This window comes from Alloalcanivorax xenomutans (genome assembly GCF_900217905.1).
Classification (GTDB): domain Bacteria; phylum Pseudomonadota; class Gammaproteobacteria; order Pseudomonadales; family Alcanivoracaceae; genus Alloalcanivorax; species Alloalcanivorax xenomutans.
Window position 1 is genome coordinate 44843 of record NZ_OBMO01000021.1, and the last position, 13366, is coordinate 58208.

The window sequence follows — 13366 nt, forward strand, 5'->3', positions numbered from 1 at the left end:
CTATAAGGAGAAGAAAATGGATCCGTTCTTCCAAACGCCGCCACAGACGGGCAACCGCTTTCACACCGATCCCACGTTGCGTCTGGCATTGCAATGGCGCCTGCCGGAGGCGGTTTTCCAGGCGGCGTCACCGGCTCTGGAAAACATGGGGCGATTGGCCGCCGACACCATGCCGCCACTGGCCGAACAAGCCGAAAACAATCCGCCGCGGCATCTGCCCTACGATGCCTGGGGGCGGCGGGTGGACCGGGTCGAAGTGGATGAGAGCTGGCTGGAACTGGTGCGTTTGGGGCAACGCCAGGGTCTGGTGTCGTTGCCCCACGAAGATCCTTACGGGGTGCATACACGAATCGTGCAGGCCGGGTTGATCAATCTCTACGACCCGGTCAGCGCGGTGGCGGATTGCCCGCTGGTTATGACCGATGGGGCCACCTGCCTTCTTAAGGAGCACGATCCGGAACTGGCGAAACAATATGTGCCGCGCCTGACCGCCCGGGAGCAGGCCTGGACGTCGGGGCAATGGATGACGGAGCGGGAAGGGGGATCGGATGTCGGCCGCAGTGCCACGATAGCGCGACCCGGTGACGGCGGAACCTGGCATCTTTTTGGTAGCAAGTGGTTCACATCCGCCACCACCGCCGATATGGCCCTGGCTCTGGCCCGGCCGGAAGGTGCCGGCGGCGGCAGTCGTGGGCTGTCGCTGTTTCTGTTGGAGTTGCGGCAGGCCGACGGCGGCTGGAATGGACTGACGGTACGGCGGCTCAAGGACAAACTGGGCACCCGCGCCCTGCCCACCGCGGAGCTGGATCTGGCCGGTGCCCGGGCGGTACCGGTGGGGGGGTTGGGGGATGGCGTGCGCAAGCTTACCGGATTGCTGGGCGTTGCCCGCTATTGGGCGGCCATAGGAGGGCTGGCCGGAGTCGGGCATTTGCTGGCGTTGGCGCGGGACTATGCCGGCAAGCGCGAGGTGTTCGGCCGGTGCTTGGCGGATCACCCGATCCATCGGGAATGGCTCGCCCGCATCGCCTCGGTGTACGACGCCATGGTGGTGTTGAATCTGGAAACCGCCTGGCAGTTGGGACGGGCTGAGCACGGGGAGGACGGAACGCTGGCGCGGCTGTTTACCTCCCTGGGTAAGCTGGCCTGTGCCCGCCAGGGGGTGTGGGCCGCCAGCGAATTACTGGAGAGCTTCGGTGGCGCCGGCTATGTGGAAGATACCGGGATCCCGCGTCTGTTCCGCAACCTGCATGTCAACTGTATTTGGGAGGGGACGTCCTCGGTACTGGCTCATGATGTGTTACGGGCACTGAAAAAACCGGAAACCGGAGAGGCGTATATCGAAGAAGTGGTAAGGCGCCTGGGGGCGCTTCGCCATCCGGCCAGCGGGTCCATGCGCGAATGTATCGAAGAGGCGCTGGAGTCGCTGGTGCCGATGATCAATTCGCCCAGAGAAGAACAGGCCCGGCGGCTGGCCTGGGGTATGGCGCGGACCTTCCAGGCGTTGCTGCTGACGGAGTTCGCCGAGTGGCGGCTGAACTATTATGACGACGGCATTGGTGTGACAGTGGCGCGTTTGTTTGCCGCGGAAGGACTGGTGGAGGCGGGTTGCGATGAGTCGGCCGCCGCCTTACAGGCAGTGGCGTTCACGGGACAGGCGCTGCCGCGGTGAGGTCGTTGTGATCGGGGGAAGCGTCGCTGGGGCCCGGTCTCAGTGATGCTTCTCCAGGTGGGCCAGCACGTTTTCCAGCCGGTCCACCAGTACCTTGTTGATGCTTTTTTCCAGCACCCGGCCCAGTTCGTCGTTGACCACCGCTTCCGCCAGTGGCCGGATGCGGGTGATGAATTCCGCCAGGGTGGCCACGTCTTCCCCCTGGGGGAGGCTGTTCTCACCGTATTTGTCGTCCACCAGATGCTGGATGATCATACCGATGAAACGCTCGGCCAGCTTGTCCACCTCCTGGCGAACCAGACGCACATGGGTGAGTACCGCATCCAGCGGCACTCCGGCTTCCACCAGTTCCTTGCCGGCGTTGTAGACGCGTGGATAAGGCACGCGCAGGCGCATGCCTTCGGGAACGATATAACCCAGGCTGACCGCCTTGGTCATGACTTCCGGGGTGATGTCCTCACCAAAGTCGTCGATCAGGTCCTGATAGTCCACATAGGAGGGCACTTGTGGATTGCGCCAGGAGGTCACCGCCACTTCCAGGCCGAGGATATCGTTGAGGTCGCGGCCCTCTTCCCAGGCACTGAGCAGATCACGAATATTGTTCAGGGTATAACCCCGTTCCAGCAGGGCGCCGATGATCTTCAGGCGAGCCAGATGAACATCGCTGTAGATGCCGGTACGGCCGCGCTTCTCCGGTGGCGGCAGCAGGCCACGGTCCTGGTAGGCGCGCACGTTGCGCACCGTGGAGCCGGCCTCCCGGGCCAACTCGTCGATGGTGAATTCCTGGCGTTTTTCCAGGTCGGCGCTGGTGCTCCCCGTCGGCCGGAAGGCTTGCTGACGCAGGGAGCGCAGCAGCGCGGCAGGGGTTTTTCGTGATGAACTCATGGGGGCGATAATAGACCCTATGCCGCGGTGGTGCCAGGGATCCCGGCCTTCCTCAAGGGGTCAGATCCAGCCGTGCCAGCCGCCGCGCCAGCGCCGGGCTGAAACGGCCCACCAGGCGCATGCCGCTGGCTTCGGCGCTGACCGGCACTTCCGCCCGGTTCTCCTCCACCGCGGAGACGATGGCGGCCGCCACCCGGTCAGGGGTGAAGCCCCGGCGCCGGTAGAAGCGCTCCGCTGACGCCCTGCGACGCGCTTGTTCTTCGTCATCGGCACCGACAAAACGAGTGCGGCCGGTGATGGGTGTATCGATGATGCCGGGGCAGATGGCGGAGACGCCGATACCCTGGTCCGCCAGTTCCGCGCGCAGGCACTCAGTCAGCATCAGTACCGCGGATTTGCTGGTGGCATAAGCGGGCAGGACCTTTGAGGGCAGGTAGGCGGAAGCCGAGGAAACATTGACGATATGGCCGGCCTTGGCCTGGTCGATCATTTGCCGGGCGAACAGCCGGCAGCCGTGGATCACGCCCCACAGATTGACGTCCAGCACCTGTTTCCAGTCCTTCACGCTGGTATCCAGCAGCGGTCCGGCCAACCCGATGCCGGCATTGTTCACCACCACATCCGGAGCGCCCAGTTCCCGCTCCACATAGCGTGCCAGCGCTTCCATGGAGCGCGCGCTGGCGACGTCCGCGCGGCGGCCGAGAGCCTGGCCGCCGGCATCGACAATGTGTTGAGCGGTACGCTCGGCGGCGCCGCCATCAATGTCGGTACACAGCACGGTGGCGCCACGGGCGCCGAAAGCCAGTGCGGTGGCTTCACCGATACCGGAACCGGCGCCGGTGATGACCACCAGCTTGCCGCTGTCCGGCTGCGGGGCAGCGGGCACGCGCGCCCGTTGCAGGGAGGGGCTCTCCGGCGCCCCTTCGATATGCGCGATGAACTCACGCAAGTAACCGGCGGTGATGTCCGGGTGGGCCTGCAGCGGCCCCCAATGACCGGTATGCATTTCCCGGCGCCACACCCGTTCCGCCCACCGCGGTACTTCGTCCAGCAGTTCCGGGCCGACGTAGCGGTCGCGCAGCGCCACCAGCAATTGCACCGGCACCTGGGTGTGGCGTTCCCGGGGATGCAGCAGGCACGGCAGCATGTTGGCGCGGTAGAGGGCGATACCGTTGATGCCGTCCCGGCGCTGAGTGGGGCTTGGCGCCACCCGCAGGTGTTCGGTGCGCCGCAACAGGTCCGGCCAGGCGCGATCCAGGCCCAGGCGCCACGCCATGGGCGCCAGACCGGGCAGGTGAAAAGCACCGATATACCAGCTCTTGGCCAATTGACCGAGACCGGAGGTCAGGGAAGAGCGGCGCCGCAGGCGCTGGCCCATGTGATCCAGGCAGGGCCCCGACAGGCTGGTGAACGAGGCCAGGCGGCGTCCGGAATCCGGCTCGGTGACCGCTTCCCAGGACTGGATCGAACCCCAGTCGTGGGCCAGCAAATGCACGGGCTTGCCGGGGCTGACCGCATCGATTACAGCGAACAGGTCGTCGCGCAACTCGCCGAGGCGATAGGCGGACACCTCCGTTGGCGCGGAGGAGGCGCCGGCGCCACGGACGTCGTAAGTGACCACATGCAGGTCCTCCCACAGGGCCTCGGCCAGCTTGTCCCAGGTCTCGCTGTTGTCCGGATAGCCGTGCACCATGACCAGAACCGGGCCGTCCGGGTTGCCCCCCTGGCGTATCGCCAGATTGACGCCTTCGCGTACCACGGTTCGATGTTGCCACTGCATCATTGCCTGTCTCCCTGCGGGTCGGATTCCTGAAGCCAACGGATTCCATTGTCGCCCCAGGACTGGCGCGGGTAATTTGCCCCGGCGCCGGTGCCCGGGGGCAATACGCCCGGCCGGTCCACCATTTTGGCCCCAGCGGATCGGTTTGCGGGTGGACGGCCCTGGTGCGCGGATGCTCCGGAGTGGTGCATCACTATCGAAAAGTCCGTCTCGCGCCCCAGAGTGGGGAGGCGGCCCGTCCTTGCATGCAAGGCGGTGGGGCGGCGCGCCTCGGGCCTCTCCGCAACCCCTCCCCATGGCCTTCGCGGCATCGCCCAACACCTTTAAAAAAAGGCCTCCCAGCGCCCGCCGCCATCTGGCCCGGAATCTGCATACCGGAAGTCGCATACAAGTTGGTATTCATGTTAACCCGCAGGGGGCAGTGTTCATGTACCGTCGCGATTTTCTAAAAGGGGTCTCCGCTTTGTCCGTGGGTGTGGGCGCCCTGACCTTCCTCAAGAGCATGCCGGCGCTGGCGGCCCGGAATGACACCCTGGTGGTGGTTACCGGAACCACCATCAACAGTCTGGACATCCACCGTAGCGGCACCAACCGGCCCAGTTACCAGGTGGCGGTGAACTGCTACGACCGTCTGCTGACGTTTGGCCACAAGCAATTGGAGGACGGGTCTTTCAGCTACGATTACGACAATCTGCAACCGGAGCTGGCCGAATCCTGGGACGTCTCCGAGGACGGCCGCACGCTGATCTTTAAACTTCGTGACAACGCCCGCTTCTGGGATGGCAAGCCGGTCACCGCCCATGATGTGAAATGGTCCTTCGATCGTGCCGTGACACTGGGGGGCTTCCCCACCGCGCAGATGGCCGCCGGCTCCCTGGAAGAACCGGAGCAGTTCGAAGCGGTGGACGACAAGACCTTCCGGATTCGTTTGCCGCACTCGTCCAAATTGACGCTGCCGGATCTGACCACGCCGGTGGCCATCGTCATCAACTCGGAAGTGGCCAAGGTGCACGCCACCGATCAGGACCCCTGGGCCACGGAATACCTGCATCGTAATCCGGCCGGTTCCGGCGCCTTCCAGGTGGAACGCTGGGACTCCGGTCAGCAACTGGTCTATAGCCGCAACGACGACTGGGCCTGCGGGCCGGTGCCGAAGATCCAGCGCGTGATTATTCGCGAGATTCCGTCCCAGTCCACGCGCCGTGCCTTGATCGAACGGGGGGACGTGCACTTCTCCCAGAGTATCCCGGCCAAGGACGCCCGCGAACTGGAGGCGGCCGGTAAGGTGAAGGTGGTCAGCACGCCGATCGAAAACTGTCTGCATGTGCTCTGCACCAATCTCAACTTCGAACCGTTCCAGGATAAAAAAGTACGCCAGGCCATCGCCCATGCGGTGCCCTACGAAGCGATCTTCAACAATGCCGCCTACGGGCGTGGCGTGCCGATGTGGGGCGGTGACAGCACCAAACCGGAAAGCACCGCCTGGCCGCAGCCCTTTCCCTACAGCCAGGATCTGGAGAAGGCCAAGGCTTTGATGGCGGAGTCCGGCCATGCCGACGGTTTCTCCGTGCCGCTGTCGTTCGATCTGGGCCAGGCGGACTGGGCTGAACCCACCGCGCTGCTGATCCAGGAAGCGTTGGGCAAGATCGGCATCAAGGTGTCCTTGAACAAGGTGCCGGGTGCCAACTGGCGAACCGTGGCACTGGTGGAGAAATCCCTGCCGCTGCACCTGGAAAATTTTGGCGGCTGGCTAAACACGCCGGACTACTATTTCTATTGGGCTTACGTAAAAGGCAACCTGTTCAACTCCTCCAACTACGACAACAAGGAAATTGCCGGGCTGGTGGATGAAACCCTGTACATGGCCCAGGACGATCCCAAGTACGCCCCGAACATTCGCCGCATGATCGAAATCGCCATCGACGATGTGCCGCGTATTCCACTGTATCAACCGTCGCTGAACGTGGCGATGCAACAGAACACGGGCGGTTACGAGTACTGGTACCACCGTCAGTTGGATGTCCGGCCCCTGACTCTGAAACAGGACTGAATCATGGTGCGTGTGCCCAAACGTTTGCGGCTGGTGGGTTACCGCCTGCTGCAGGCGATTCCGGTATTGATCGGCATTGTCGTGGTGTCGTTCCTGTTGACCCGGGCATTGCCCGGGGACCCGGCGGTGTACTTCGCCGGGCCGGCGGCGTCGGAGGAGTCCATCGAACAGATCCGCGTCAGCATGGGACTGGATCGGTCACTGCCGGTTCAGTTCCTTGCCTACGTGGGAGATCTGCTGCGCGGGGAACTGGGGCAATCCATTTCCACCGGTCAGCCGGTGCTCACCGAACTGACCACGCGTTTGCCGGCGTCGCTGGAGTTGACCGGATTCGCGCTGCTGTTCTCCATCGCGGTGGCGATGCCGCTGGGGATTTTGGCCGCCACCCGGCCCAATTCCTGGATCGATCACCTGTGCCGGTTCGTGGTCACCGCCGGGGTATCGCTGCCCACTTTCTTTACCGGCTTGGCGCTGGTTTACCTGTTCTACTTTCTGCTGGGCTGGTCGCCGGCGCCGATGGGGCGGCTCGATATTCTTTATCTGTCACCGCCCCACGTTACCGGCTTTTATGTGATCGATGCGCTGATTGACGGTGATTTCGAGACGGCACGGGCGGCGCTGGCGCAATTGATCCTGCCGGCGGTGACGCTGGGCCTGTTCACGCTAGCGCCGATTGCCCGCATGACCCGGGCTGCCATGTTGCAGGTGCTGGAAGGTGACTTCATCCGCACCGCCCGGGCGGCGGGCCTGTCTGGCAATAAAGTGCTGTACACCTACGCCTTGCGCAACGCCATCCTGCCGGTGATCACCACTTTGGGCATGGTGTTTTCCTTTGCCCTCGGCGCCAATGTGCTGGTGGAAAAAGTGTTCGCCTGGCCGGGCATCGGTTCCTACGCAGTGGAAGCGCTGGTGGTGTCCGACTACGCCGCGGTGCAGGGATTCGTGTTGTCCATGGCGCTGCTGTTCGTGATCCTCAATTTGCTGATCGATGTGACTTATACCCTGGTCGATCCCCGTCTGGGTATGGAGGACTGATCCGATGTCATCTTCCTCGGTGAAGAATTTCGCCCGCCATGCCCGTTATGTGATGACGGAAAACCCGGTCACCGCACTGGCGGCGCTGCTGTTTCTGCTGATTGTCATCGCCGCCGTGGCCGGACCCGCGCTGGTGCCCTACGATCCGATGGCCACCAACGACACCCGTGCCTTGCAGCCGCCGTCCTGGGATCACTGGTTCGGTACCGACCATCTCGGCCGCGACGTGTTTTCCCGGGTGGTGGTGGCGACCCGTCTGGATCTGATGATTTCTCTGGCCGCGGTGGCCATGGCCTTTGTCATCGGTTCCGCCATGGGCGCGGTAGCCGGCTACTTCGGTGGTTGGGCGGATCGCATCACCGGCCGGCTGCTCGATACCATCATGGCGTTTCCGCTGTTCGTGCTCGCCATGGGCGTGGTGGCGGCGGCGGGCAATACCATTGAAAACATCGTCTATGCCACGGCCATCATCAACCTGCCGTTCTACGCACGCATGGCGCGGGCCGAAGTGAATATCCGCCGCAACGCCGGCTTCGTGCAGGCGGCGCGTCTGTCCGGCAATGGCGACTGGCGCATCCTCGCCCAGCATATCTTTCCCAACACCCTGCCGCCGATGATGGTGCAAATCTCGCTCAACATGGGCTGGGCCATTCTCAACGCCGCTGGCCTTTCGTTCATCGGTCTGGGGGTACGCCCGCCGACGCCGGAGTGGGGGATCATGGTGGCGGAAGGCGCCAACTTCATTGTCTCCGGTGAGTGGTGGCTGGCGTTTTTCCCGGGTGTGGCACTGATGCTGGCGGTGTTCACGTTCAACCTGCTCGGTGACGGTCTGCGCGATCTGGTCGACCCGCAGCGGCGTACTTGAGGTGAGAATATGAGCATACCGTTACTGGATATAAAAGCGCTCACGGTGGAATTCGGTACCCGTCGCGGCGTGGTGGACGCGGTGCGGCAGGTTTCGGTCACCGTGGCCAAGGGGGAAACCGTCGGCATCGTCGGGGAATCCGGCTCGGGCAAGTCGGTGACTTCCTACGCGGTGATGCGGATCCTTGATCGTGCTGGCCGTATCGCCGGTGGCAGCATCGTGTTCGGCGGCATCAATGTGGGCAAGGCCGATGAGCGTACCATGCGGGATCTGCGTGGCCGTGAGATGTCGATGATCTTCCAGAATCCAAGGGCGGCGCTCAATCCGATCCGTTCGGTAGGCCGGCAAATCGAGGACGTGCTGATCGAACACAGTCTGGCCACCCGCGCCGATGCCAGGGAAAAAGCCATCGACGTGCTCAAGGCGGTACGTATCAACGATCCGGAAAGCCGCTACCATGCCTATCCGTTCGAACTGTCCGGGGGCATGTGTCAGCGGGTGGTGATCGCCATCGCCCTGGCCTGCCGGCCGCAGCTGCTGATCGCCGATGAACCCACTACCGGTCTGGATGTGACCACGCAAAAGGCGGTGATGGATCTGATCCGCGAGCTCACCGCCGAGCGTAATATGTCGACCTTGTTGATTACGCACGACCTCGGTCTCGCCGCCGCTTACTGTGACCGCATCGTGGTGATGGAAAAAGGGCGGGTCGTCGAGGAAGCGGATACCGCCACCTTGTTCGCCAACCCCCGGCATCCCTATACCCGGCGGTTGTTGCAGGCGACACCAAGACTTGATTCAAAGGTGGCGGATCTGTTGCCGGAAGAGGATTCGCGCCGCCGTACACCGAGTACGCGCCCGCCTGGCGAAACGCTGCTGCAAGTACAGGATCTGGTCAAGGTATTCCCCGGCAAGGACAAGGGCGATGAGTACCGGGCCGTGGACGGCCTGTCCTTCGAAGTACGCTCCGGTGAAAGCCTGGGGCTGGTGGGCGAGAGCGGCTGTGGCAAGTCCACCACCTCGTCGATGATCATGCGTTTGCTGGACCCCACATCCGGCCACATTCTGTTTAACGGTGAGGACATCGGCGCGGTGCCGGGAAAACGTTTTGCCGGCCATTCGGCCCGTGCCAGTCTGCAGATGGTGTTCCAGGACCCGACCGACAGTCTTAACCCCCGCTGGAGCGCGCGCCGCTCGATCAGTGATCCGCTGATGCGGCTTGCCAGTGTGGGCGGCTCCGCGTTGCGCGCCAAGGTGGAGGCAGTGGCGGAAATGGTGGGGCTGCCGGATCACCTGCTTGACCGCTTTCCCCATCAGCTCTCCGGCGGTCAGAAAGCGCGGGTGGGAATCGCCCGGGCGATTGCCCTGGAACCGAAGCTGCTGATTCTCGACGAGCCGACGGCGGCGCTGGACGTATCGGTGCAGGCAGTGGTGCTCAATCTGCTGGTGGAACTGCGCGAGCGTCTGGGTATGAGCTATCTGTTCATCAGCCACGATCTCAATGTGGTGCGGCTGTTGTGTGAGCGGGTGCTGGTAATGAAAGCGGGGCGGATTGTCGAGCAAGGGTCGGCTGAACACTTACTGGACCGTCCGGAACATCCCTATACCCGTGAGCTGCTTGCCGCTATTCCTCATCCGCCATCCTCCCCGCCCCGGGTTTCTTCGGAGAGCGAGGATTCGGTGATCGCGGCAAGGTGGCCATAGAAGCCCGCTCTGCTGTTAGAGCCTTACTCAACCCCCTTTCCGTGACCTGCGATATCCGTCCCACATACCCCATATGGGGTATGTGCGGCCGCTCTAAACTGTCTAGTCTTGCCCGGTAGCCGGAGGGAGCCCGCGGGGGTCCTTGGGGAGCCGGCTTTTCCAAAGCGTTCTGAAGTACGTCGCGCCGCGTTGCTTTATCCCCGCAGGCGATTGTCGGCCCGACCGTGTATACGGAGGCGGACAATAATGATCCGGAAGAGTTTGGTTGCCGCGGCGGTACTGGCCGGAATTCAAGGCTGTGCTCCAGTACAAGTGGATAATGTGGCCGGACAGGCCACCGTATATGAAGACCCAACCACATCCGGACGGGTACAGGGTGTGGGTATCGAATCACAGGACGTGGTGGCCATGACCGACCAGATGATGCGTGACATGCTCGCCAACCGCATTCTTGCGGCCCGCGACGTGCCGCCACGGATCATCATCGACAACGAGTATATGCGCAACGAAAGCTCGTCGATCATCAATACCAATCTTCTCACTGACCGCCTGCGCGTGGAACTGAACCGGGCCGCCAATGGCCGGTTGATCTTTGTCGGACGTCACTATGCCGACATGGTGGAGAAGGAACGGGCGCTGAAGCGGGATGGTGCCGTGGATGGAGGAACCATCCGCAAGACCCAGGCCACCGCGGGTGCGGATTACCGCCTTGGCGGGCGGGTCGCTTCCCTGGACGCAATGGATCGCAATACCCAGACCCGCTCCCGTTACCATCAGGTTACCTTCGAAATGGTGGACCTGGAGCTGGGCACCATCGTTTGGAGTGGCTCTTACGAAATGCGCAAAGCGGCTCAGGACAATGTGCTCTATCGCTAAACTGATGGCCGCCGGTGTGGCCGTTATGGCTCTCGCGGGCTGCGCCACCGGCCCCACTCAGTATCAGCCGCGAACACTTTCAGTGGCTCAGCAGGAAGTGGTGGACCAAAAGCCTCCATCATTGCGACCGCTGTACCGCGCACTATTTGAAGAAGGCCGCCGCAATGAGGTCCTCAATTTGATGGAAATCGGCGCGGCGGCATTTCATTTGCAGGAATATGATCTGGCCCGCGCCGCGTTCGACCAGGCCATTGTCAACATCGAAAGCGTATACGCGGACAACGATGCCGCACACCGGGCGCGCAGCCTTTGGTACGAGGAAGGAGAAAAGGAATTCAAGGGCGAGCCCTACGAGCGGAGCATGGTGTTCTACTACCGGGGTTTGCTGTTCCTGCGTGAGGGTGATTACGGCAATGCGAGGGCGGCTTTTATGAGTGGCCTATTGCAGGATGCCTTCGCCGAGGAAGAGCAGCACGCCACGGACTTTGCGTCCTTGATCTTCCTGGCGGGCTGGGCGGCGCGCCTGGATGGTAACGGCAGTTTGGCCAAACAGCACTTTGCCGAGTATCGGCGGCTCCGCCCGAATGGCCCCTTGCCGGATGACGACGACAACACCCTTGTCATTGCCGAAACCGGCAGTGCCCCGCGCAAGTTAGCTGACGGTGTTGGACACTATCAATTGGTCTACCGCCGTGGCCGTGAGATACAGACACAGGGTGCTCGCCTTGAAACGGCCGCTGTATCACAGTCGCTTTTCCCGATCGAGGATGTTTTTTTTCAGGCATCAACTCGGGGAGGGCGGACCGTGGACCGCATTATCGAAGGTAAGGTTCAGTTCAAGAAAAGTGCTGAGGCCACGGGTGATGCTCTGACCTCGGTCAGCGACAGCAGCGTGCTGGCCGGGCTCAGCACCAGTGCCGGCGGTGCGGTGGCGGCTGGCTTTCACACCATCACCGCCATCGGCGTGGCGGCGCAAGGATTGTCCGCTCGTTCGCGTACTCGGGCGGACACACGCTATTGGCGTCGGCTTCCCGATCAAATTCATCTGACCACCGTGCGAAGTGATCCTGTCAGCAACGGGTCGCGGATGGTGTTCCTGGATGCCGATGGTGCGCTGATGGTGGATAGAGTCGCCACCATAGCCGTCCATTACGACGGCAAAGGCAATGGCTTTGCCTTCGTCCGATCTACACCAGAAGGGGTCTCACCATGATGCGAACCAGATTGATGAATGCGGTTTGGGCGATGGGCTTGCTGTCTTTAATGGGCGGCTGTCAAAGCCCGGGGATGAGTAAAAAGGAGCTGAGCCAGCGCCTTGAAGAGCCCGGTTTCAATACCGTCGTCTTCGCCGACTACGACCTGAACCGGAACTTCAGCGAAGGGCTGTTCGGCCCGGATAAAGTGTTGCGCCTTTCCAGCGCGGGGCATGGCATTGGATACACGGATACAGGAACCTCTGAAGTCTGGCTGGAGCTGCGCAATCACACCGATCACAACTATGTAGTGGAGGCGAGAACCCGGTTTTTTTCCCAACAAGGCATACCGGTGGATGCCAAACCCGTATGGCAACGTTTGCCGGTACCAGCTAATTCCAGCGCGGTGTACCGGGAAAAATCCGTGGGCACGGAACGGCTGCAATATCGTATTGAAGTGAGGCAGGCACGATGAGCTGCGTTCAGGCTACGGTCTTGATGTTGGCGTTGGCGGGTATTGGCGCCGCGCTAGCACAGGATCATTCCGCCGCGCCGATGATGGCCCCGGCCAGATCCCCGCTGACGGAGCAGGGGTGGAGTGACTTAAGTACGCGGTCGGGGCGCATCAGTGATGCTGACTCTATTGTTGATCAATTCCGCGAGCGGTTTCCCGATCGCCCTCGTATCGCTGTGCTTTGGCACCAGGCGCTGTCCGACCGCGTCAGCGACTGGTATGGCTACCATCGGACCACGTTGGCCATGAGCGGAAAGTCTTCACAAAGCGACGGAAAAAAAAGGACGCAACAACAGGGAAATGTTGCCGCGGGTGTGCAATCGGAAACCCGTGGCGTGCCGGGTGAACGGCAAAAGGAAACCTCTTTCGCCTTACGGGATGGCCTGATCGGAACGTTCCAGTCGGCGGGGGCAAGCATGGTGGATGAGGGACTGGCGCGGCGTCTATCCGATAATGCCTTGGAGGATGGCACCTTCTCGCGCTTGTCTCCGGACCAGTTGCGCCTGCAGATGCGCGCACTGGCGGAATACGCCGACTATGTCCTGGAGTTAACCGCCGGCGATGGCAGTGATCCGGGGTATCGGGTGAGGGTCCTGTCCACGGAAAACGCCACGGTAGTGACAACGTTTTCAACCACGGCGGAACCTCCAGAGAGCGAGAAGGAATCGCATTGGGTGGCGACGTCCAGTGGCTACCAGAAACGTGATATGCCGGTATCACTGAGCCAGATAGGCCGAGAGTTAGCGTTGCTGACCATGGAAAGAATGCGGCCTTGAAAAACGATTACGACAACAT

Annotated in this window: 11 protein-coding genes; 9 read left to right on the top strand and 2 right to left on the bottom strand. The window is 62.3% G+C overall.

Going from position 1 to position 13366, the window contains the following annotated elements:
* Positions 1-16: 16 nt before the first annotated feature.
* Positions 17-1669, top strand: coding sequence for an acyl-CoA dehydrogenase family protein (locus CRO06_RS16215; protein WP_097058875.1), 1653 nt, complete (start codon positions 17-19; stop codon positions 1667-1669).
* 39 nt (positions 1670-1708) lie between these two features.
* Here the strand turns inward: CRO06_RS16215 and CRO06_RS16220 are convergent, their stop codons facing one another.
* Both CRO06_RS16220 and CRO06_RS16225 read right to left on the bottom strand, forming a co-directional pair.
* Entirely contained in the window at positions 1709-2554 is an 846-nt protein-coding gene (locus CRO06_RS16220) for a MerR family transcriptional regulator (protein WP_022997332.1), read from the bottom strand.
* Between the two features lie 52 nt (positions 2555-2606).
* The gene (locus CRO06_RS16225) at positions 2607-4337 is read right to left on the bottom strand and encodes an SDR family oxidoreductase (RefSeq protein WP_097058876.1); all 1731 of its coding nucleotides are present in this window, start codon (positions 4335-4337) and stop codon (positions 2607-2609) included.
* A 424-nt stretch (positions 4338-4761) separates the two neighbouring features.
* Here CRO06_RS16225 and CRO06_RS16230 point away from each other — a divergent pair, with 424 nt between their 5' ends.
* From CRO06_RS16230 to CRO06_RS16265, 8 genes are all read left to right on the top strand, one after another.
* A complete protein-coding gene (locus CRO06_RS16230; RefSeq protein WP_097058877.1) occupies positions 4762-6384 on the top strand; it encodes an ABC transporter substrate-binding protein in 1623 nt (540 codons plus the stop codon).
* 3 nt (positions 6385-6387) lie between these two features.
* The gene (locus CRO06_RS16235; protein WP_080531793.1) at positions 6388-7419 is read left to right on the top strand and encodes an ABC transporter permease; all 1032 of its coding nucleotides are present in this window, start codon (positions 6388-6390) and stop codon (positions 7417-7419) included.
* Positions 7420-7423: 4 nt separating this feature from the next.
* Complete coding sequence (locus tag CRO06_RS16240; RefSeq protein ID WP_097058878.1) at positions 7424-8284, top strand: ABC transporter permease; 861 nt, start codon at positions 7424-7426, stop codon at positions 8282-8284.
* Between the two features lie 9 nt (positions 8285-8293).
* Complete coding sequence (locus CRO06_RS16245; RefSeq protein WP_097058879.1) at positions 8294-9988, top strand: dipeptide ABC transporter ATP-binding protein; 1695 nt, start codon at positions 8294-8296, stop codon at positions 9986-9988.
* A gap of 246 nt (positions 9989-10234) precedes the next feature.
* Positions 10235-10864: a hypothetical protein gene (locus CRO06_RS16250; RefSeq protein ID WP_014996696.1), complete on the top strand. Its 630-nt coding sequence runs from the start codon at positions 10235-10237 to the stop codon at positions 10862-10864.
* 25 nt (positions 10865-10889) lie between these two features.
* Positions 10890-12077 carry a COG3014 family protein gene (locus CRO06_RS16255; RefSeq protein WP_143247748.1) on the top strand — a complete coding sequence of 396 codons (1188 nt, stop codon included), beginning with the start codon at positions 10890-10892 and terminating at the stop codon, positions 12075-12077.
* On the top strand, positions 12074-12532 hold the full coding sequence (locus CRO06_RS16260; protein ID WP_080531791.1) for a putative periplasmic lipoprotein: 459 nt from the start codon (positions 12074-12076) through the stop codon (positions 12530-12532). Before CRO06_RS16255 ends, CRO06_RS16260 begins: the two co-directional genes overlap by 4 nt.
* 20 nt (positions 12533-12552) lie before the next feature.
* On the top strand, positions 12553-13347 hold the full coding sequence (locus CRO06_RS16265; protein WP_143247749.1) for a hypothetical protein: 795 nt from the start codon (positions 12553-12555) through the stop codon (positions 13345-13347).
* The last annotated feature ends 19 nt before the right edge of the window (positions 13348-13366 follow it).